The following is an 18413-nucleotide window of genomic DNA, read 5'->3' as shown; positions in this document are numbered from 1 at the left end:
TCATGAGCGTGAATCATGTCGTGGTTGTGGGCGCGGGTCTGGCAGGCATACGCAGCGTCGAGGCCCTCAGGTCTCGCGGATTCAGCGGCAGGATCACGCTGATCGGGGAGGAGCGGCACCGGCCCTACGACCGCCCGCCCCTGTCGAAGGCCGTGCTGCTCGGCGCGGCCGACTCGAGCTTCGTCGACGCCGACCTCGACGCCATGCGGGTCGAGCACAGACCGGGGGTGTCGGCCAAGGGGCTGCGCGACGGCGTCGTCGAGACGACCGAGGGCGAGATCGCCTACGACGGCCTGGTCATCGCCACGGGAGCCGAGCCGATCAGGCTGCACGGCGAGGGGCACCAGCACGTGTTGCGCACCCTCGACGACGCCCTGACCCTGCGCGCCGGCCTGGTCGAGAACGCCAAGGTCACGATCATCGGGGCGAGCTGGATCGGCGCCGAGGTGGCCACCGCCGCGCGCAAGGCCGGCTGCGAGATCACCGTCCTGGAGGCCGGCCCCACCCCGCTCTCGCACGTGGTCGGCCGCGAGGTGGGCGCCGACACCATCCCCTGGTACGAGGGCATGGACCTGCGGCTCGACACCATGGTCTCGTCCGTGGACGAGGGAGGGGTGACGCTGGTCGACGGCGGCTTCGTCGAGGCCGACGTGGTGGTGTCGGGCATCGGCGTCCGCCCCGCCGTCGAGTGGCTCGCGGGCTCCGACATCGACCTGCACAACGGGGTCGTCACCGACGAGCACCTGCGCACCTCGCTGCCGAACGTCGTCGCCGTCGGCGACTGCGCCGCGTGGTGGTCGCGCCGCTTCCACACCAGGCTGCGCGTGGAGCACTGGGACACCGCGCTCAACGCCCCCGAGGTCGCCGTGGCGACGCTGCTGGGCGACGATGCCGTGTACGATCCGGTCCCGTACTTCTGGTCGGAGCAGTTCGGTCACATGGTGCAGTACGCGGGCCACCACGCGGGGGCCCGCCTCCTCCGCCGTGGCGACCCCACGGCGGCCAAATGGTCGGTCTGCTGGTTGACCGACGAGGACAGGCTGGCGGGGGTGCTGACCGTCAACAGGCCTCGCGACCTCGTCCAGGGCCGGAGGATCATCGAGTCAGGGCCGCGCATGGACCCCATCAGACTGGAAGATCCCGAGGTCGCGATACGTGACTGTGTAGTTTGAAGACGAATGCGATGTGGTAGTGGTGGATTCGTGACGCTTTCTGTTGCGCAGATAGACCGGGAGACGGACCAGCTCGTCGGCGAGTGGCTGACGCTCCCCCAAGTGGCCGACCGCCTCGATCTGTCGATCGGGCGGACCAAGCAGCTCCTGAAGGACCACAAGCTCCTCGGCGTACGGCGGGGCTCGGGCGGTCCTCAGGTTCCAGCGGTGTTCCTCGACGGCGGAGAAGTGGTGAAGGGCCTGTCGGGCACGCTCATGCTCCTGCTCGACGCGGGCTACGACGACGTCGAGGCGATGCGCTGGCTGTTCACCCCCGACGAGTCCCTGCCGGGCTCGCCCATCGACGCGATCAAGGCAGGTCGCCATACCGAGGTCAAGCGGCGTGCCCAGGCGCTCGGTTTCTGAGGCCAGGCTCTACCTCTGCACCGATGGCAGGAGGGAGCGCGGCGACCTGGCCGACTTCCTCGACGCGGTGCTGAGCAACGGGGTCGACATCGTCCAGCTCAGGGAGAAGGGTCTGGAGGCGCGCGAGGAGCTCGCGCTGCTGGAGGTCTTCCGCGACGCGTGCGACCGCCACGGCAGGCTCATGGCGGTCAACGACAGGGCGGACCTCGCCTTCGCCGCCCGCCCCGACATCCTCCACCTGGGCCAGGACGACCTGCCGGTGACCGTCGCGCGAGAGATCCTCGGCGACGACATCCTCATCGGCCGGTCCACCCATTCGACGCAGGAGGCCTCCGCCGCCGCCGTCGAGGAGGGCGTCGACTACTACTGCTGCGGCCCGATCTGGCCCACCCCGACCAAGCCCGGACGGCCGGCGCCAGGGCCCGGCCTGCTCAGGCACGCGGCGGCGCTCGGTGACCGTCCGTGGTTCGGCATCGGCGGCATCGACCTCGACAACCTCGACGAGGTCAGGTCGTACGGCGTGAACCGCGTCGTGGTCGTCAGGGCGATCACCGAGGCCGACGACCCCGGGGCGGCGGCCGCCGAGTTCGCCAAGCGGCTGGCGTAGCGGGCCTGTCAGGTCTTGCGCGTGGTCGCGGCCACCGCCAGCTCGGCCAGCGCGGAGCGGGCCTCGGCGGTGATCGGCGCGTCGTCGAGCGAGGTCAGCGCCTCCTCCAGGTACGTGCCGATCATCTCCTCGCACGCCTCGAGCGCGCCGCTGCCCTCGATGACGCCGCGCAGTTTGGCTACCCCTTCCGAGTCGAGGTCGGGGTCGCCGAGCAGCCTGCGGACGGTCGCGGCGTCCTCGGGGGTCGCCGAGGCCAGCGTGCGGGCGATGAGCATGGTGCGCTTGCCCTCGCGCAGGTCGTCGCCCGCGGGCTTGCCGGTCTCCATGGGGTCGCCGAACACGCCGAGGATGTCGTCGCGCAGCTGGAAGGCGATGCCGACGCGGTTGCCGTACTCCACGCACAGCTCGTCGATCCACGGGGCGCTCCCGCCCGCGGCGAGCGTCAGGCCGAGCCTGAGCGGCTGCTCCACCGAGTACTTGCCGCTCTTGTAGAGCGCCACCCGCAGCGCCGACTCGAAGGTGTTCTCACCGTGCGCCTGCTCCAGCAGGTCGAGGTACTGCCCGCACATCAGCTCGGTGCGCATGTGGTCGTGGAAGGGCTGGGTGACGTCCAGGTGGGGCAGGCCGCACGAGCGCCACATCTCCGCGGACCAGATCAGCAGCAGGTTGCCCAGCAGGATCGCCGCGCCCTCGCCGAACTGCTCCGCCGAGCCGTACCAGTCGCTCTTCTCGTGCAGGCGCTGGAAGCGGCGGTGCGCCGAGGGCATGCCCCTGCGCAGGTCGCTCTTGTCCATCACGTCGTCGTGCACCAGCGCGCTGGCCTGCAGCAGCTCCAGCGAGGCCGCCGCGACGAAGATCCCGGGCTCGTCGAGCCCGCCCGCCGCGCGCCACCCCCAGTAACAGAAGGCGGGACGCAGCCGCTTGCCGCCCGCGAGCAGCTCCCTGGCCGCGCTGAGCAGGGGGGCGAGGTCCGGGCCGTTCACGATGGGGCGTTGCCGGTCGAGGAACTCCCCGAGGGACCGATCCACCTCGGTGCGGAGGGTGTCCATGCTCATGCCATGAGAGTAACGGGCTGTAGCTGACGTTACGATCTCCCGCTCCCGTCATATGGACGTGGCGGCAGCGCCCGCCCCCGTACCGGTAGCCTTGACATATGGCTCTGGGTCGACCCTCCGTCCTTCCCGATCGCGTCCCCACGGTCCGCGATCTGCTCGCCTCTGGCGGCCGTTCCTTCTCCTTCGAGTTCTTCCCGCCGAAGAACGAGGAGGGCGAGCGCCAGCTCTGGCGGTCCATCAGGGAGCTGGAGGCGCTGCGGCCGACCTTCGTGTCCGTGACGTACGGCGCGGGCGGCTCCACCAGGGACCGCACCGTCGACATCGTCGAGCGGCTGGCCCACGAGACGACGCTCACGCCTGTGGCGCATTTCACCGCGGTCAACCACTCCATCCGTGAGCTCCGCCACCTGGTCGGGCGCTTCGCCGACGCGGGGGTGCGCAACATCCTGGCCGTCCGCGGCGACCCGCCGGGCGACCCCAACGGCGAGTGGACCCAGCATCCCGAAGGCGTGCTCTACGCCGAGGAGCTGGTCAAGCTGATCCGCCAGGCGGGAGACTTCTGCGTCGGCGTCGCGGCCTTCCCCTACAAGCACCCGCGCTCGCCGTCCATCGAGAGCGACACCGAGCACTTCGTCAGGAAGTGCGCGGCGGGCGCCGACTACGCGATCACCCAGATGTTCTTCCAGGCCGACGACTACCTCAGGCTCAGGGACAGGGTGGCCGCGCGCGGCTGCGACACCCCGATCATCCCGTGCATCATGCCCGTCACGAAGATGAGCACGATCGCCAGGTCCGAGCAGCTGTCGGGCGCGCCGTTCCCGCCCGATGTCGCCGCCCGCTTCGAGGCCGTGGCCGACGATCCCGCCGCGGTCCGGCAGCTGGGCATCGATCACGGCGCCGAGCTGTGCCAGCGGCTGCTCGACGAGGGCGCGCCCGGCATCCACTTCATCACCTTCAACAGGTCGAGCGCGACGCGCGAGGTCTTCCAGCTGCTCCAGCCCGCCGCCCTGTCCGCCTGACACCGTCCGGGGGCTTTCCCGAAGGCCCCCGGCGTTTGGGATCAGCGGAGAGGCAGCGGCGTGCCCGCGATCGCGTAGTGCTCGTAGCCCCCGGGGAAGACGAACTGGGTGAGCAGGTCGGTGAAGCCCAGCGCCCGGTAGAGATGCCTGGCCACGGTCGGCTGGTCGTGCGTGGACAGGACGGCCGACCGCTCGGGACGCCCCTCGCACAGGGCGTGGATGAGCGCCCTGCCGATGCCCTTGCCCTGGTAGTCGGGGTGGACGTGGATCTCGGCCAGCTCCAGCGAGTCGCCGAGCCACGCGTCGGCCACCCCGATGCCCGACCTTTCGAGCAGCGCGCGGTAGACGACGTCGTGCCACCACTGTCCCGCCTGGCCGTGGAAGCCGTAGGCGAAGGCCACGGCGTGGCCGTCGGGCAGCTCGGCGAACAGGCAGCGGAAGGCCGGGTTGGCGCCGTGCCCGCGCATGATCGCCCGCCTGCCCGCGATCTGGTCGACCGGCGGGTTCATGGCGGCGGTGTAGATGCCCATCACCGTGTCGAGACAGTCGGTGAACTCCGCAGGCCCCGTGCCGCGGATCGCGGTCACTCGACCTCGACCGCCGTGCCGCCGGTGATGCGGACAAGCTCGTCGAACGTCGTGGGGAAGACGGTGTGCGGGTGCCCGCCCGCGGCCCACACCTCGTCGTGCTTGTCCAGCCACGTGTCGACGAACGTGCGGATGGGGGCGGGATGCCCGACGGGCGCGACGCCGCCGATGGGCTGCCCCGTCGCCTCGCGCACGAACTCGGGAGTGGCCCTGCGCACCCGCTGAACCCCCGCTGTGCGGGCGATCAGCTCGACGTCCACGCGGTGCGCGCCGCTGGTCAGAACCAGCAGGGGCGTGCCGTCGGCGTCGAAGATCAGGCTGTTGGCGATGGCGCCTACCTCGCAGCCCAGCTGGGAGGCCGCCGCGGTGGCCGTGGGCGCCGACTCAGGCAGGACCACGATCTCCCCCGGGGCGCCGAGCTCACGCAAGGCGGATGCCACGCGAACAGCATTCGGGTGCAAGAACTTTTCGGGCATGCGCCCACTCTAAACAGATTGACCCAAGAATTGCCGGTCCATGGTGGTGCGCTAGGGTCCTTTGATTCGATTGTTAATCATTTGAGGGGATGGATGCATGGGAGCTCGACGCCAGCTCGGCCTGGCTGCTCTCTTGACGGTGGGCACCGTCGTTCTCTCAGCGTGCGGCTCGGCTGTCCCGCAGGAGACGCGGCCTGCCGCCGCGGTCGCGCGCATCGCCTCGCCCGTCGCGGCGGCGGGCGCGATCGCGCAGGTGGACAAGACCGTCACCGCGCCTGACAAGATGCTGAAACTCGGCTCCAAGGGCGCCGCGGTCGTGTGGCTGCAGACGCGGCTCAAGGAGCTCAGCTACATGCCGGGCAAGCCCGACGGCAGGTACGGCGGCACCACGCTCGCCGCCGTGTGGGCGTTCCAGAAGGTCAACGGGATCAAGCCGTCCAGCACCATCGGCAAGCGCATGTGGGCCGCGCTGGAGGACCCGAAGTCGCCGCAGATCCTGGTCAAGAACGGCAAGTCCACCAGAGTCGAGGTGAACCTGGCCAAGCAGCTCATGGTCTACTACGTCGACGGCCAGGTGAAGCTGATCTCCCACACCTCGTCGGGCAGCGGCGTGCCGTACTGCGAGACGGCCGTGTGGCAGGGCAAGTCGCAGCGGTTCTGCGGGTCGGCCAGCACGCCGGCGGGCGACTTCAAGACGACGTGGCGGGCGTCGGGCTGGCACAAGTCGTACCTGGGCCAGCTCTACAACCCGATCTTCTTCAACGGCGGCATCGCCTTCCACGGGGCGCTCTCGGTGCCGCTGTACCCGGCCTCCCACGGCTGCGTGCGGCTGCCGATGAACGTCGCGGAGGTGCTGCCAGGGATGCTCGGCAAGGGCGTGCCCGTGCACGTCCGCGGCCGTTTCAGGCGATAGCCGCACGGCACGCCGGTCTGGCGCCTCCGCCGCCGCTGGGCGCGCGTCCGTCGAGGGCGCGCCCAGCGGGACTCCGGTCCCCGCCGTCACGGCGCGCCGATCACGTCGAGTTCCCGCCAGAGGGCCTCGGGGATCGGCCGGTGGAAGTCGGCCACGTTGGAGGTGACCTGCTCGGGTGTGTGCGCCCCGATCAGGATCGAACGAGCGCGCGTGAAGCTGCCCGCCCTCGGCCTCGGGGGCGGGCCCCTCGGCAACTACCTGCGACCCATCTCGGAAGCCCAGGCCGACGCGGTCGTCGAGGCGGCGTGGGAGGCGGGCATCCGCTACTTTGAGACCGCCCCGTTCTACGGCCTCGCGGCGAGGTCCACCGAGATCTGCGGCACCGCGAACAGCTGCACCGCCACCCGCGCCGGGCTCTCGTCCTCGTGCCACATCATCATGTCCGCGTGGACGGCCAGCGGCCCTGCGATCAGCCGCAGGTCGACCGTGCGCTGCCGGTTGTGCGCGGGGCTGAGCGGGCAGTCGGAGGCGCGGATCATGGTCGCGTACGGCCACAGCCCAGGGCTGGTGTACGGCTGTCGCAGCTCCACCAGCGCCTCAGCCGGCAGCCGCGCGGCTTGCGCCAGAACGGCGGCAGGCCCCTGTGCTCGTTGCTGTCATGGCTCCAGTAGGCCGTCACGTCCGCGCAGGGGAGCCGCCAGGCGAGCCTGACCACTCCGGGTGACCGCGGGCCTTACCAGGACCTCCTGGACGCCCTCCGGGCTTTCCCTGACGTTCCACGTGAGCGCGGAGGTGGAGGTGGCTTCCATGACGAGCCGCCCCGCGGGGATCTCGGTCATCCGGAGCTCGCCGCCCGCCTGGTCGTGCGGCTGCCAGATCTGCGTGGTCGTCAAGGGCATCCTTCCCGAAGAGTGGAGGCCTGTCGTGTGGAGACGGGGGTGGAGATCTGGGAGAGAGACCCGGGGTGTGGAGAGACGTGGGGTGTGGAGAGACGTGGGGTGTGGAGAGACGTGGGGTGTGGAGAGACGTGGGGTGTGGGGATCTGGGGTGTGGAGACCCGGGGTGTGGAGACGTGGGGTGTGGAGACCTAGAGCGTGAAGAGCGTCTGGATGGCGACCGCGGCGGCGCCGCGGGCCCACTGCTCGAAGGGCCTCGGCCGCAGGATCAGCCTGCAGTCGGCCGCGGCGCCGAAGGCCTGGCCGGCGAACGAGGCGGTGATCTGCTCCTCGAACAGGTCGTAGGCGGCGAGACCGACCACGTCCCCGGTCACGATGATGCGTTCGGGGCCCACCAGGTTGGCCATCGCCGCCATCGCCAGGCCGATGGCGCGGCCCGCTCTGGCGAACACGGCCCTGGTCACCTCGTCGCCCGCGTGCGCGGCCGCGATCGCCCCGTCGATCGTCAGCTCGGGGTCGCCCGTGGCGGCGCGGGCGGCCTCGAGGATGGGCGCGGTGCCCGCGACCGCCTCCACGCAGCCGCGCCCCCCGCAGTGGCACGGCGGGTCCTCGCCGCTGATGGGGATGTGGCCGATCTCGCCCGCCACCCCGTGCGCGCCCGCCACCACCTGGTCGTTGATCACGAGACCGCAGCCGATGCCGACCCCGACGGTGACCAGGGCGAACGAGGAGGCGCCTATGCCCTCGCCGAACCACTGCTCGGCCACGGTCAGGGACTTGACGTCGTTCTCCACCGTCACGCTCAGCCCGGTCGCCCGCGACACCAGGGCGGCCATCGGGACCTGCCGCCAGCCGAGGAAGGGGGAGTAGCGCACGAGGCCCGTGGCCCTGTCGACGTCGCCCGAGACGGCGAGTCCGAGGGAGTGGCAGCGCTCGCCGTACGAGGGGGAGGTCGCCAGCAGGCCGGCGACCAGGTCCGCGATCTCGGCCACCACCTGCTCGACGGAGTAGCCGGTCAGCGGCTTGTGCGCGGACACCAGCACCTGTGCCCGCAGGTCGGTGACGACGCCGATCAGCTCGTCCTCGGTGATCTTCACGCCCGCGAAGAACTCCCTGTCGGGCCTGATCGCCAGCGGGCTGGCGGGCCGTCCCGCGCCCGGCCCCGTGCGCTCGGTGGCCCCCAGCTCCTCCAGATAGCCCGCCTCGATGAACGGCCGCGCCGACTTGGTCACCGCCGCCGACGACAGCCCCGTACGGCGGGCGATCTCCACCCGCGAGACCGGGCCCTGCGTGAGGACCATGGTGAAGACCGTGGCGGCGGCTGGGCTGGTGAGTGGTTCGGGCCGGCGCTCAGGAGCAGGCATGGACGCATGTTAGCACTAATTAACTTCCTCAAGAATTGAATTGCGGGCGTGTCAGCGCGACGCGTCAGACGGCCTCTCCGGAGGCTGATGCCCGGGTGGCGTGTCCGCTGAGGGTCAGACGGGCTGTCTCGCGGGGCGGCCGAGCGAGTCGAGCCCGCTCGCGACGACCTGGGCCGCCTTGCGCACCGCCTTCCACGCCGCCTCGTACGGCTCGCCCTTCGCCAGGCTCATGACGGCCGCCAGCTTCGCCGCGCCGACCATCGCCCCCACGGCCGCCGCCGCCGACACCGAGTCGAGCTCGTCCGGATAGGCCGCGCACAGCGCTTCGGCCACCCGCCGCTGGCTGTCGAACAGCAGGTGGAGCGCCCTCGCCTGGAGCGCGGGCACCGTCATCACCAGCCGGAAGCGCTCGGCCGCGAGCCGGGTGGCGAGGTCGTCGTCCCAGGTCGCGCCCGCTTCGACCACCCGCAGGAGCAACTGCGTCACCGACTCGCCCTCTCGCCTGTGCCCGACGATGGCGAGGGTCCTGTCGAGACGCTCCTCGGCGTCGAAGAAGACGACCTCCTCCTTGCCTGCGAAGTAGCTGAAGAACGTGCGCGTCGACACCTCGGCCGAGGCGGCTATCTCCGCGAGCGTGGTCTGCTCGAACCCCTTCTCGGCGAACAGCCGCATCGCGCCCTCGACGAGAGCGCGCCGGGTTTTGGCCTTTTTGCGCGCTCTAAGCCCTGCATCGTCCATCATGGAACTAATGTACTGCACTGATTGAATTTTTGCATTCGATGATGTTTTCTGGAGGAGTGTCGATCTCACGAAGGAGTGCGGAATGACCTACCCGATGAGCCGCCAGCGCACGTTCGATCCGCCCGACGAGCTGTTCGACGATCCCGCGCCTGTGCAGCCGCTGACGTTCGCGGACGGGCACCAGGGCTGGCTCGTGACAGGGCACGCGGCGGGTCGTGCCGTACTGGCCGATCCCAGGTTCAGCACCAACCCCCAGCGCCTGCATCCGCTCCTCATGTCGCGGCGGCTGCCGGAGGGGGAGGTGCCGCCGGGGTTCTTCCTTCGCATGGACGCGCCCGACCACACGCACTACCGCCGGCTGCTCACCGGGCAGTTCACCGTGCGCAGGATGAACCTGCTCAGGTCCCGCATCGAGGAGATCGCCGCGGACTGCCTCGACGACATGGAACGCGAGGGGCCGCCCACCGACCTGGTGCGATCCTTCGCGCTGCCGATCCCGTCGCTGGTCATCTGCGAGCTGCTCGGCGTGCCGTACGAGGACAGGGAGCAGTTCCAGCGCGACTCGTCACAGCTGCTGAGGCTGGAGAGCTCCCCCGAGGAGATGGCGGCGAAGGTCGGCGACCTGATCAAGTACTTCTACACCCTCATCGCGCGCAAGCGGGTCGAGCCGGAGAACGACATGCTCACCGGGCTGATCGCAGGGGGTGAGCTGAACGACGACGAGATCGCGGGCATGGGCTTCCTGCTGCTGGTGGCAGGGCACGAGACGACCGCCAACATGCTCGGGCTCGGCACGTTCGCGCTGCTGCAGAACCCGGACCAGCTCGCGATCGTCCGCGACGACCCCTCCGTGATCGACAACGCGGTGGAGGAGCTGCTCCGCTACCTGTCGATCATCCATTTCGGCCCGACGAGGACCGCCACGGAGGACGTCACCATCGCGGACACGCTCATCAAGGCCGGGGACTGCGTCGCGCTGTCCATCCCCGCCGCCAACCGCGACCCCGCGCGCTTCCCCGACCCCGCGGTCCTGGACGTGCGGCGACCCGCGAGCGGTCACCTGACCTTCGGGCACGGCATCCACCAGTGCCTCGGGCAGCAGCTGGCCAGGATCGAGATGCGCGTCGCCTACCCCGCCCTGCTCAAGCGCCTCCCCTCGCTCCGGCTGGCGGTCCCCGCCGACGAGGTGCCGATGCGCACGGATATGAGCATCTACGGCGTCCACTCCCTGAGGGTGGCCTGGTGAAGCTGGAGGTGGCTTGGTGAAGGTCAACGCCGACAGAGGCGTGTGCATCGGCGCAGGCATGTGCGTGCTGACGGCGCCGCTGGTGTTCGACCAGGACGAGGACGAGGGCCTGGTCCTGTTGAAGGTCGCCGAGGTGCCCCCTGAGGCCGAGGCCGCGGTCGCCCGCGCGCTCACGCTCTGCCCTTCCGGCGCCATCACCCGCGCGGATCAGACTCGCTGACCTCTCGGACGGCCGCGGTCATGCCGCGTCCTTCCGACGTCATCGCACTCGCACGCCGAACTCCGTGGCCGAACCCGCGTCCGCGGGTTCGGCCACGCCCGTGCTGTGCCTTTCCACGGTCCTCGCGTCGCAGGTCAAGCCGGTTGATCGAACCTGTGTTCGCGGAATTGGTTGACATTCCAGGTCGTCGAAATTATGTTCGACGGAGTGGCGTGAGGCTCGCGGCTCACGTCGAAGAACCTGGTCGCGGGCTCCCGCTACCCCCATGCGGGGCCCGCGGTCGGGTTCCACGGGCGAAGGGCGCGTCCTCGTCGTCGGCGGAGACGAGTGGGCGCGCCTTGACCGGACGGGGAGAGGGGAAGCTCCTCGTCCGGTCGCCCGGCGGAAATGTCGGTGGGGTCTGCAAGTGTTGGCTCCACCGGCGGAAACGCCGGGTGCCGCCAAGACCCCTCAAAGGAGGCTGGCATGACGACAAGGCTCAGTGACACGCACGGGCCCCGCCTGTCGCCCGCAGTCAGGGCGCACCTCACCGACTCACGCACCTGCCTGGCCGACGCCGTGACGGCCCGCACCCCCGCCACCCGCTACGTCGCCGCACACCTCGCCGCGCTGCGCGCGGCGGCGGCGATCCTGGCCGCGCGTCCCCGCCCGATGGAGGGGCGCAGGCGCAGGTTGCGCAGCGCGTGGGAGCTGCTGCCCGAGGCCGAGCCCAGGCTCGCCGAGTGGGCGACGTACTTCTCGATCAGCGCCGCCAAGCGCGCGGCCGCGGAGGCGGGCATGGTCCGCGGCGTGACCACGGCCGACGCCGACGAGCTCATGGCCGAGGCGGAGACGTTCGTCGCCACGGTCGAGGAGCTCCTCGGCATCCCCGGGCAACCCGCCCTTCCCGTCAACGTCCCCCTGGCGGGCTGAGGGTCCCGCATCCCGGTTCCCCCAGGCTTCACCTGCGGCCGGTCGCGTCATTCTCGTCGGTGGGAGGATGAAACGCCCCACAGCCGTCCGGCTCGATCCCTCCGCGAGCCGGACCTCCCCTCCTGAGTCCCGCGCCGGGCGGGCATGACTTCGAGGTCTTCGGAGCCGGTGGATCGTGTGCGTCTCGAAGGCCACGAGGCGGCAACCATCTCCGCTCAACACTCTGCGTGATCTAATCGTCACCTAAGGCGATCGCTCGTGGAGGATGAGGGCACACATGATGGCGTCGGCAGGTCGGACCCGTTCAAAGGCTGTGGCGGCCGCAGGCGTGACAGCGCTCACGCTACTGGGAGGCCCCGGGGCCAAGCCGCACCCGCCGCAGCCGGTCCCAACCGGGACCACGGCCCGTCACGCTCCCGCGGATGTCACCTGCGCGCTCCCGGTCCTGGGCGGCAAGCCGTTCGCGATCGATGTGACCGGCACCGTGCCTCCGCAGCTCGCCTCCCGTCAGGCATTCGACATGACCACCGAGCGCATCAGCCTCACCATCCCCGCCGACACCGTCGACGCTCTGAGGGGCCTGAGAGCCAGCAGCGTCGACGGCAGTATCACCGCGCTACGTGTCACTGCGACCAATGCCACCCCACCCTTCTTGGACATCGCGGACGGGGCGACGCTGCTGTTGCCGCGGGCCCCGCTGAACGAGGGCCAGCCCGCCGTCATGGCGCTGCCCGTGCCCCCCAGAATCGGCCCCTGGGTGGCCGCCGGCAGCGGCGCCGTCACGATCGACCTTGTCTCTTCCGGCTTCTCCCTGAACCTGTACAACGCCTACGGCGGCAATGTCGCCAAGTCACTGCCAGTGGTCTGCCAGGGACCGTTGCCTTCTCACGCCATCGCCACCACGAACATCGTCATCTGAGCAGCCGCTCGGGCCTCGTCGGCCGTCGCGTGCTCCACCGCGACCTGTGTCAGGAGAACGTGATGCTCAGGCCGCGGGGCCCGGTGATGATCGACTGGCGGACGCCGGGAGGGCCGCCCGCCGTCTGAAACGTCATGGCCGTCGTCATTCGGCCCCTTGGACCACCTGCTTGAACTCCGGGCAGGCGATGAGCGGGTCGTGCGTGCACGAGGCGGCGTGGCGCAGGCTGTCGCGCATCCTGGTGAGCTGCGCGATGCGGTCGTCGAGTTCGCCGGCCTTCTCCGCCATCCGCTCGCGCAGCGCGTCGTCGGACGGCTTGGCGTGCAGCAGCCGGCCGATCTCCGTCAACGTGAACCCCGCGCTCCTCGCACAGGCGATCAACGCCAGCCGGCTGAGCGTCTCCGGTTCGTACGTCCGCCTGATCCCGTTCCGTCCTGTCGCGCTGATCAGCCCCTTGCGCTCGTAGAACCGCAGCGCAGAGGCCGCGAGACCCGACCGCTGGGCCACTTCGCCGATGTCGAGCAGCATCCGTGACGCCCCCTTGACTTGAACCGCGCTTCAAGTCGCAGTCTAGGGGCATGACGAAAGTTCACCATCTGAACCTGGCCTCCATGCGTACCGTCGACCCCACCTACGAAGGCCTCGAACCGGCCGCCGCCGTCAGCCACGCGCTGCTGGTCGAGACCGAGGCCCACGGCCTCGTCCTGGTCGAGACGGGCCTCGGCGTCGACTCTGTCGAACAGCCCGGCCGGGTGCTCGACCCCGAGTGGGTGGAGCTGGTCGCCCCCAGGCTCGACAGGGGCGAGACCGCGCTCCGCCGGCTGACCGACCTCGGCCACGACCCCGCGGACGTGCGCCACATCGTGCTGACCCACCTCGACGTCGACCACGCGGGAGGGCTGCCCGACTTCCCCGATGCCGAAGTGCACGTCATGGACGCCGAGCACGCGGCGGCGATGGCCGAGGCGCCGAGCCGCCGCTATCGCCCCGCCCACTGGGCGCACGGACCCAACTGGCAGCTGTACGGCACGGGCGCGGGGGAGGAGTGGTACGGCTTCGCGGGCGCCCAGCCGCTACGCGGGCTGTCGCCGGACTTCCTTCTCGTGCCGCTGGGCGGACACACGGCCGGGCACGCGGCCGTGGCCGTCAGGGACGGGGACGGGGACGGGTGGTGGCTGCACGCGGGCGACGCGTACTTCTACCACAAGGAGGTCGACCCGACGGCTCCCGAGTCGCACCCGCTGTTCGACTTCGTGCAGCTCGACTCGCAGGTGGACGCCGAACTGCGAGTGGCCAACCAGGAGCGGCTGCGAGAACTGGTGCGCGACCACTCCGACGAGGTGCGGGTGTTCTCCGCGCATGACCCGTGGGAGTTCGCCCGCCATATCGGATCCGCCTGACCAGGCTCCTGACACGGCCCGGGAAAGGATTCCGCAAGCCGATCGACCGTCAACGCGAACGCCTGGCACGGCCGAACGAGACCGAGGACGCGGGGTCCGGGGGCAGGCAGGCCACCCCGGTGCGGGGGAGCTCGGCTCCCACGAGAGGCCGGCCCGAGCCCTCACGCGCGCAGCGCGCCCCGTCGCGAAGGTCCATAGCCGCTGGGGGAGGCCGACGAAAGGGGCGCTTCCCGGGATCACCCAGGAAGCGCCCCACCCGCGCCTACAAGAGTCTTTAGAAGGACTCGACGGCCCTGCGGGCCTCCGCGTCCAGCACGCCCCAGCTGATGAGCTCCTCGGTCAGCTCACTGGGCGACTTGTCATAGATGACGGCAAGCGAACGCAGGTCCTCCTGGCGGATGGAAAGGACCTTGCCGTTGTAGTCGCCACGCTGGCTCTGAATGGTGGCCGCGTAGCGTGCCAGAGCCCCCGCCTTCTCCTTGGGTAGCGTCGCCAGGCGCTCCAGGTCGATCACAAGCTTCGGCGTAGGCCCGAGCGGGCTGGGCGCCGCACCCCCGGGCAGCAGTTCGGAAACCGGCACGCCGTAGAAGTCGGCAAGCTCGGCAAGCTTCTGCACCGTGACCGCCCTGTCACCACGCTCGTAGGAACCCACGACGACGGCTTTCCAGCGTCCACGCGACTTCTCTTCGACTCCATGCAGGGACAGGCCCTGCTGGGTGCGGATGGCGCGGAGTCTTGCACCCAGCGACTTGGCGTACTCAGACGGCATCGTGTGGCCCCCCGGCTCTTGTATGTGCTGCTCTCAGTAAATTGTGCTCCCTTGCGACGATTGCCTGGACCACCGGGGGGTGGGTGCCTGCACAGGCACCTTCGGTAGCCGAGCCACTGGGTTTACCCCAGAACGCCGCGAGGTGTGGTTACGGACAGTGACGGTAAAGCGGTGGACGCCTAAGGTCAAGCTGATTGGAAAAAAGATGCCGAATCCGGTCCGCGAGGGTCCGCCTCAAACGTCTCCATTGTCCCTTGCGTAACACTACTTCGTCACTGTTTGCCGAGAACTGAGGGGCTGTCTGGTCAGAACGAGGACAGGACGCGGCGCGGCCCTTATGATCTTGACCGATGTGTCGCCGAGGAAGACCCGCCGCAGGGGTCCCGAATCGCTGGAGGCAAGGATGATCAGCTCGCCCTCCAGCCAGTCCGTCTGGCCCATGGCCAGAGCGACGTTCCTGCCCTCCACCGTCTCGACCGCCACCTCGGGCCGCCGTCCCGAGGCCGCCTTCTCCAGGTCGGTCATGGCCTGGGCGCGCAGGCCGTCCATCATCCGCTGCTCGATCTTGGCTCGGCCGGTGCCGACCACCAGCGTCACCAGGCGCAGCGGTACGGCCAGCGTGGTGGCGCCGGTCGCGGCGACCGTGAGAGCCGCGTCGCAGGTGGGAGCGCGCCGGTAGGCCACGGTCAACCGTTCGATCCGCCCTGGCGGATGCTCGGCGTAGCCCTTGGGGGTCAGCAGCACCGGCACGGGAGAGGCGTGCAGGAGTTGGTCGGCCGTGCTGCCGAGGGAGATGCGCCCCTTGGCCCCTCGCGGGCCTGAGCCGATCACCACGACGTCGGCGTCGGAGGCGCGCGCCACCTCCACCAGCCCGCGCCCGCTGCCCCTGTGGAAGTGGGAGACGTACTCGGCCCGCTCGCCCAGCCGCTGCCGCGCCTGCTCGAAGCCCACCTCGACCTGCTCCATGAGGTAGGAGCGCCACGCGCTCTCGTCGGCCTTGCCTGGGCCAGGAGTGGTCCACGGCGGGGGCAGGATCGTGGCGACGGTCAGGCGCGCTCCCGCCTGCTCGGCCAGCAGTTCGGCGAGCGCCAGGCCGTCGTGGCCACGGGGGTCGGGCAGGAATCCGGCGAGGACGTGCTTGAGCTTCATCGGACGCTCCCGGTGTTGAGCCGCGAATGGCTGTAGCCGTACAGGAAGTAGGCCAGCAGACCTCCTGCCGTCCACAGCAGGAACGCCACCCAGGTGACCCAGGCCAGCTCGTACATGAGGATCAGGCAGAAGATCACGCCGAGGACCGGTGTGACGGGGAACAGCGGCGTGCGGAAGGTGCGCGGCAGGTCGGGTCGGGTACGGCGGAGCACCAGCACGCCGACGTTGACGATGGCGAAGGCGAACAGCGTGCCGATGCTGGTCGCCTCGGCCAGCTGCCCGAGCGGCACGAGCCCGGCGAGCACGGCGACGAACAGGCAGACGATGAGCGTGTTGGCGACGGGCACCTGGCGGCGTGGGTTGACCTTCTCGAAGATCTTGGGGATCAGCCCGTCGCGCGACATCGCGAACAGGATGCGGGTCTGGCCGTACAGCACGGTGATGACGACGCTGGCGATCGCGATGACCGCGCCGAAGGAGACGATCAGCCCAGGCCAGGTGGCGCCGGTGGCCAGGTCGACGATGAGGGCCAGGCTGGCCTCTGTGTTGTCGGGGTCGAAGTCGGTCCACGGCATGGCGCCGATCGCGGCCATGGCGACCAGGACGTAGATCACCGTGACGATGGCCAGGGACAGAATGATCGCCAGTGGCAGGTCCCGCTTGGGGTTCTTGGCCTCCTCGCCCGCGGTGGAGGCGGCGTCGAAGCCGATGTAGGAGAAGAACACCTGGGAGGCGGCGGCGGTGATGCCGGCCACGCCCAGCGGGGCGAAGGGGGTGAAGTTGCCCGCGTTGAAGGCGGTGAAGGCGACCACGCAGAAGAAGATCAGCACCGCGACCTTGATGTACACGAAGATCATATTCGCCGTGGCCGACTCGGAGGTGCCGCGCAGCAGCAGCCAGGTGGCCAGCACGACGATCGCGATGGCCGTGACATTGATCACACCGCCCTGGTTGCCGGGGGAGTGGGTGATCGCGGCCGGCAGCGTCCAGCCGAAGGCGCCTTCGAGGAAGCGGTTGACGTACTCGCCCCATCCCACGGCCACGGCCGCCACGGAGACCGCGTACTCCAGCATCAGGCACCAGCCGCACACCCACGCCACGATCTCCCCGAGCGTGGCGTAGGCGTAGGAGTAGGACGAGCCCGACACGGGGATCGTCCCTGCCAGCTCGGCGTAGGACAGCGCCGAGAACAGCGCGGTGACGGCGGCCAGCACGAAGGCCAGCACCACCGCGGGTCCCGCCTTCGGCACCGCCTGGCCGAGGATGACGAAGATCCCCGTGCCGAGCGTGGCGCCGACGCTGAACAGCGTCAGCTGCCAGAGGGTCATGGTGCGGCGCAGCTCGCCGCCCTCTCCGTGCCCGGCCTCCGCCACGATCTCGTCGGTGGGCTTGATGCGGAACAGTCGCTCGGCCAACCCCACGGGCCCCTCCTTACAAAGTGCTGGACAGCGGCCAGGTGGCGTTGGGCGTGACGATCGTGCCCGCCTTGCCGTCCAGGATCTCCAAGGCCTGGTCCAGCTTCCCGATCGCGGCCATGTCACCCGTCGTCTCCACGAACCTGCAGACCGCCTCCACCTTCGGGCCCATGGACCCGGCGGGGAAGTCGATCGAACGCAGCTCGTGCGGGGTGGTGTGGGCGATCTCGGTCTGCTGGGGAGTGCCGAAGTCCCGCATGACGCGCGGCACGTCGGTGAGGATGAGAAAGGCGTCGCATTCCAGGGCCTCGGCGAGCAGCGAGCCCGTCAGGTCCTTGTCGATGACGGCCTCCACGCCCGACAGGCGTCCGTTCTCGTCGCGGATGACGGGCACGCCGCCGCCTCCCGCGCACACGACGGTGACGCCGTCGCGCACCAGCTTGCGGATCAGCCGCGTCTCGACCACGCGCTGCGGCTTGGGCGAGGGCACCACGCGACGCCAGTACGGGCCGTCGGGCTTGACGGTCCAGCCGTACTCGGCGGCCAGTTTCTCCGCCTCGGCCTGGTCGTAGACCTGGCCGACGAACTTGGTCGGATTGTGGAAGGCAGGGTCGACGGCCGACACCAGGGTCTGGGTGACGTGCGCGATCACCTGGCGGCCCGGCAGGCCGTTCTGCAGCGCCTGCTGCATCCAGTAGCCGATCATGCCCTGGGTCTCGGCGCCCAGCGTGTCGAACGGGTAGGGCTTGGTCAGGTTGGGGTCGTCGGCGCTCTCCACCGCCAGCAGGCCCACCTGCGGGCCGTTCCCGTGGGTGATGATCAGCTCGTGCCGCTCGGCCACCTTGGCGAGCGTCTTGACCGCCACGGCCACGTTCGCCTGCTGCGTCTCGGCGTCCGGCTTCTCGCCGCGCCGCAAGAGCGCGTTGCCCCCCAGCGCGACCAGCACCCTCATGTCGTCAGCTCCCCAGGGTTGCGCAGTGTGCGCGTGCCTTGATGGTGTTTGCCCGCAGGGCACCGATGGAAGGCATGTCAGCTCCCCAGGGTTGCGCAGTGTGCGCGTGCCTTGATGGTGTTTGCCCGCAGGGCACCGATGGAAGGCATGTCAGCTCCCCAGGGTTGCGCAGTGTGCGCGTGCCTTGATGGTGTTT

The 18413-nt window shown here is 70.0% G+C and carries 23 protein-coding genes; 10 read left to right on the top strand and 13 right to left on the bottom strand.

Annotation, left to right across the window (positions count from 1 at the left end):
* Positions 1-2 precede the first annotated feature (2 nt).
* Genes AB0B45_RS01420 through thiE form a run of 3 tightly spaced genes read left to right on the top strand, consistent with a single transcriptional unit; the run spans position 3 to position 2184 of the window.
* Positions 3-1172 (top strand): FAD-dependent oxidoreductase, encoded by a 1170-nt coding sequence (locus AB0B45_RS01420; protein WP_358123640.1) that lies wholly within the window; start codon positions 3-5, stop codon positions 1170-1172.
* Positions 1173-1202: 30 nt separating this feature from the next.
* On the top strand, positions 1203-1577 hold the full coding sequence (locus AB0B45_RS01415; protein ID WP_358123638.1) for an Rv2175c family DNA-binding protein: 375 nt from the start codon (positions 1203-1205) through the stop codon (positions 1575-1577).
* The gene (gene thiE / locus AB0B45_RS01410) at positions 1555-2184 is read left to right on the top strand and encodes a thiamine phosphate synthase (protein WP_358123636.1); all 630 of its coding nucleotides are present in this window, start codon (positions 1555-1557) and stop codon (positions 2182-2184) included. The genes AB0B45_RS01415 and thiE overlap by 23 nt, the downstream gene beginning before the upstream one ends.
* An 8-nt stretch (positions 2185-2192) precedes the next feature.
* Here thiE and AB0B45_RS01405 read toward each other — a convergent pair whose 3' ends face one another.
* Positions 2193-3239, bottom strand: a complete 1047-nt coding sequence (locus tag AB0B45_RS01405) for a polyprenyl synthetase family protein (RefSeq protein ID WP_358123634.1) — start codon at positions 3237-3239, stop codon at positions 2193-2195.
* Between the two features lie 98 nt (positions 3240-3337).
* Here AB0B45_RS01405 and metF point away from each other — a divergent pair, with 98 nt between their 5' ends.
* Entirely contained in the window at positions 3338-4258 is a 921-nt protein-coding gene (gene metF / locus AB0B45_RS01400; RefSeq protein WP_358123632.1) for a methylenetetrahydrofolate reductase [NAD(P)H], read from the top strand.
* A 41-nt stretch (positions 4259-4299) separates the two neighbouring features.
* Here metF and AB0B45_RS01395 read toward each other — a convergent pair whose 3' ends face one another.
* A complete protein-coding gene (locus tag AB0B45_RS01395) occupies positions 4300-4845 on the bottom strand; it encodes a GNAT family N-acetyltransferase (protein WP_358123630.1) in 546 nt (181 codons plus the stop codon).
* Positions 4842-5321, bottom strand: a complete 480-nt coding sequence (locus AB0B45_RS01390) for a YbaK/EbsC family protein (protein WP_358123628.1) — start codon at positions 5319-5321, stop codon at positions 4842-4844. The genes AB0B45_RS01395 and AB0B45_RS01390 overlap by 4 nt, the downstream gene beginning before the upstream one ends.
* A 97-nt stretch (positions 5322-5418) precedes the next feature.
* Here AB0B45_RS01390 and AB0B45_RS01385 point away from each other — a divergent pair, with 97 nt between their 5' ends.
* The gene (locus AB0B45_RS01385; protein ID WP_358123626.1) at positions 5419-6234 is read left to right on the top strand and encodes a L,D-transpeptidase family protein; all 816 of its coding nucleotides are present in this window, start codon (positions 5419-5421) and stop codon (positions 6232-6234) included.
* 86 nt (positions 6235-6320) lie between these two features.
* Here AB0B45_RS01385 and AB0B45_RS01380 read toward each other — a convergent pair whose 3' ends face one another.
* The 5 genes from AB0B45_RS01380 to AB0B45_RS01360 all read right to left on the bottom strand — a co-directional run bounded on the left by AB0B45_RS01380 (position 6321) and on the right by AB0B45_RS01360 (position 9235).
* Positions 6321-6488, bottom strand: a complete 168-nt coding sequence (locus AB0B45_RS01380; protein ID WP_358124753.1) for a hypothetical protein — start codon at positions 6486-6488, stop codon at positions 6321-6323.
* 90 nt (positions 6489-6578) lie between these two features.
* Positions 6579-6824 carry a hypothetical protein gene (locus AB0B45_RS01375; RefSeq protein WP_358124750.1) on the bottom strand — a complete coding sequence of 82 codons (246 nt, stop codon included), beginning with the start codon at positions 6822-6824 and terminating at the stop codon, positions 6579-6581.
* 66 nt (positions 6825-6890) lie between these two features.
* On the bottom strand, positions 6891-7127 hold the full coding sequence (locus tag AB0B45_RS01370) for a hypothetical protein (protein WP_358123624.1): 237 nt from the start codon (positions 7125-7127) through the stop codon (positions 6891-6893).
* A gap of 194 nt (positions 7128-7321) precedes the next feature.
* Positions 7322-8494, bottom strand: a complete 1173-nt coding sequence (locus AB0B45_RS01365) for an ROK family protein (protein ID WP_358123622.1) — start codon at positions 8492-8494, stop codon at positions 7322-7324.
* A gap of 114 nt (positions 8495-8608) precedes the next feature.
* Positions 8609-9235 carry a helix-turn-helix domain-containing protein gene (locus AB0B45_RS01360; protein WP_358123620.1) on the bottom strand — a complete coding sequence of 209 codons (627 nt, stop codon included), beginning with the start codon at positions 9233-9235 and terminating at the stop codon, positions 8609-8611.
* Positions 9236-9317: 82 nt separating this feature from the next.
* Between AB0B45_RS01360 and AB0B45_RS01355 the strand changes: the two genes are divergently transcribed.
* The 4 genes from AB0B45_RS01355 (at position 9318) to AB0B45_RS01340 (ending at position 12532) form a co-directional block, all read left to right on the top strand.
* Entirely contained in the window at positions 9318-10481 is a 1164-nt protein-coding gene (locus AB0B45_RS01355) for a cytochrome P450 (RefSeq protein ID WP_358123618.1), read from the top strand.
* A gap of 16 nt (positions 10482-10497) precedes the next feature.
* Complete coding sequence (locus AB0B45_RS01350; RefSeq protein WP_358123616.1) at positions 10498-10701, top strand: ferredoxin; 204 nt, start codon at positions 10498-10500, stop codon at positions 10699-10701.
* Between the two features lie 465 nt (positions 10702-11166).
* Positions 11167-11613, top strand: a complete 447-nt coding sequence (locus AB0B45_RS01345; protein ID WP_358123614.1) for an SAV_6107 family HEPN domain-containing protein — start codon at positions 11167-11169, stop codon at positions 11611-11613.
* Between the two features lie 265 nt (positions 11614-11878).
* Entirely contained in the window at positions 11879-12532 is a 654-nt protein-coding gene (locus AB0B45_RS01340) for a DUF6801 domain-containing protein (protein WP_358123612.1), read from the top strand.
* A 144-nt stretch (positions 12533-12676) separates the two neighbouring features.
* On the opposite strand, the gene AB0B45_RS01335 is transcribed toward AB0B45_RS01340, so the two are convergent.
* On the bottom strand, positions 12677-13060 hold the full coding sequence (locus AB0B45_RS01335) for a MerR family transcriptional regulator (protein WP_358123610.1): 384 nt from the start codon (positions 13058-13060) through the stop codon (positions 12677-12679).
* A gap of 50 nt (positions 13061-13110) precedes the next feature.
* Here AB0B45_RS01335 and AB0B45_RS01330 point away from each other — a divergent pair, with 50 nt between their 5' ends.
* Entirely contained in the window at positions 13111-13932 is an 822-nt protein-coding gene (locus AB0B45_RS01330) for an MBL fold metallo-hydrolase (RefSeq protein WP_358123608.1), read from the top strand.
* Positions 13933-14206: 274 nt separating this feature from the next.
* Here the strand turns inward: AB0B45_RS01330 and AB0B45_RS01325 are convergent, their stop codons facing one another.
* From AB0B45_RS01325 to arcC, 4 genes are all read right to left on the bottom strand, one after another.
* On the bottom strand, positions 14207-14701 hold the full coding sequence (locus AB0B45_RS01325) for a transcriptional regulator (protein WP_026214021.1): 495 nt from the start codon (positions 14699-14701) through the stop codon (positions 14207-14209).
* A 264-nt stretch (positions 14702-14965) separates the two neighbouring features.
* Entirely contained in the window at positions 14966-15850 is an 885-nt protein-coding gene (locus tag AB0B45_RS01320; RefSeq protein ID WP_358123606.1) for a universal stress protein, read from the bottom strand.
* Positions 15847-17271, bottom strand: coding sequence for an amino acid permease (locus AB0B45_RS01315; protein WP_358123604.1), 1425 nt, complete (start codon positions 17269-17271; stop codon positions 15847-15849). Before AB0B45_RS01315 ends, AB0B45_RS01320 begins: the two co-directional genes overlap by 4 nt.
* Before the next feature lie 10 nt (positions 17272-17281).
* Positions 17282-18217: a carbamate kinase gene (arcC, locus tag AB0B45_RS01310; RefSeq protein ID WP_358123602.1), complete on the bottom strand. Its 936-nt coding sequence runs from the start codon at positions 18215-18217 to the stop codon at positions 17282-17284.
* Positions 18218-18413 lie beyond the last annotated feature (196 nt).

The organism is Nonomuraea sp. NPDC049152 (assembly GCF_040648355.1).
Lineage (GTDB): Bacteria > Actinomycetota > Actinomycetes > Streptosporangiales > Streptosporangiaceae > Nonomuraea.
The sequence above is the reverse complement of the archived record's forward strand: the minus strand, read 5'-3'. Positions and strand labels throughout refer to the sequence as shown.

Excerpts from the sequence above, each read along its gene's own strand:
- AB0B45_RS01420 (WP_358123640.1), top strand. The coding sequence starts at position 3 with ATGAGCGTGAATCATGTCGTGGTTGTGGGCGCGGGTCTGGCAGGCATA.
- AB0B45_RS01405 (WP_358123634.1), bottom strand. The coding sequence starts at position 3,239 with ATGAGCATGGACACCCTCCGCACCGAGGTGGATCGGTCCCTCGGGGAG.
- metF (WP_358123632.1), top strand. The coding sequence starts at position 3,338 with ATGGCTCTGGGTCGACCCTCCGTCCTTCCCGATCGCGTCCCCACGGTC.
- AB0B45_RS01390 (WP_358123628.1), bottom strand. The coding sequence starts at position 5,321 with ATGCCCGAAAAGTTCTTGCACCCGAATGCTGTTCGCGTGGCATCCGCC.
- AB0B45_RS01385 (WP_358123626.1), top strand. The coding sequence starts at position 5,419 with ATGGGAGCTCGACGCCAGCTCGGCCTGGCTGCTCTCTTGACGGTGGGC.
- AB0B45_RS01365 (WP_358123622.1), bottom strand. The coding sequence starts at position 8,494 with ATGCCTGCTCCTGAGCGCCGGCCCGAACCACTCACCAGCCCAGCCGCC.
- AB0B45_RS01360 (WP_358123620.1), bottom strand. The coding sequence starts at position 9,235 with ATGATGGACGATGCAGGGCTTAGAGCGCGCAAAAAGGCCAAAACCCGG.
- AB0B45_RS01355 (WP_358123618.1), top strand. The coding sequence starts at position 9,318 with ATGACCTACCCGATGAGCCGCCAGCGCACGTTCGATCCGCCCGACGAG.
- AB0B45_RS01345 (WP_358123614.1), top strand. The coding sequence starts at position 11,167 with ATGACGACAAGGCTCAGTGACACGCACGGGCCCCGCCTGTCGCCCGCA.
- AB0B45_RS01340 (WP_358123612.1), top strand. The coding sequence starts at position 11,879 with ATGAGGGCACACATGATGGCGTCGGCAGGTCGGACCCGTTCAAAGGCT.
- AB0B45_RS01335 (WP_358123610.1), bottom strand. The coding sequence starts at position 13,060 with ATGCTGCTCGACATCGGCGAAGTGGCCCAGCGGTCGGGTCTCGCGGCC.
- AB0B45_RS01330 (WP_358123608.1), top strand. The coding sequence starts at position 13,111 with ATGACGAAAGTTCACCATCTGAACCTGGCCTCCATGCGTACCGTCGAC.
- AB0B45_RS01325 (WP_026214021.1), bottom strand. The coding sequence starts at position 14,701 with ATGCCGTCTGAGTACGCCAAGTCGCTGGGTGCAAGACTCCGCGCCATC.
- AB0B45_RS01320 (WP_358123606.1), bottom strand. The coding sequence starts at position 15,850 with ATGAAGCTCAAGCACGTCCTCGCCGGATTCCTGCCCGACCCCCGTGGC.
- arcC (WP_358123602.1), bottom strand. The coding sequence starts at position 18,217 with ATGAGGGTGCTGGTCGCGCTGGGGGGCAACGCGCTCTTGCGGCGCGGC.